Raw genomic sequence first — 525 nt, forward strand, 5'->3', positions numbered from 1 at the left:
GGCCCCGACGTCGTTGGCGCCGTCGCTGCGCAGGTCGAGCCGGCCGCTGCCGTTCTTGGTCAGGCAGCTGGACCCGCCGACCGCGCCGGAGAGGGTGACGTCGTTGGCGCCGGTGTCGAACACGGATGTCCCGTCGGTGGCCGCGAATCGGATGTCGTGGGTCAGTGTCCCGCCGCCGAGCGCCTCCGCCGTGGCATCGCCGATGACGAGGGAGGCCGAGGCGCCGCCGAGGGCGTCGTCGCCCGAAAAGGCAAGGGTTCCGGCGTGCACCACGGTATCGCCGGTCAGGCCCGAGTTGTCTCCCGTAAGGGTGAGCGTGCCGTTGCCGCGCTTGTTGAGGGTGCCGTTGCCGCTCATGGCCCCGGAGAATGTCGAGTCGTGGCCATTGGTGTCGATGGTGCCGCCGTTGCCGGTGACGGTGAAGTCGTTGGTCACGCCGGCATCGGTGGTCACCTGCAGGGTGCCGCCGTCGAACGTCGGGTTGACCGCGTCGTTGGAGAGCTCGTCGGTGGTGTAGCTACCCTG

At 69.7% G+C, this 525-nt stretch carries 1 protein-coding gene; it reads right to left on the reverse strand.

The window, feature by feature from the left end:
* Positions 1-525, reverse strand: a 525-nt coding sequence (locus G7A99_RS24450; RefSeq protein WP_205600061.1) for an autotransporter-associated beta strand repeat-containing protein, incomplete at both ends; no start/stop codon positions are given.

The organism is Arhodomonas sp. KWT (assembly GCF_010993615.1).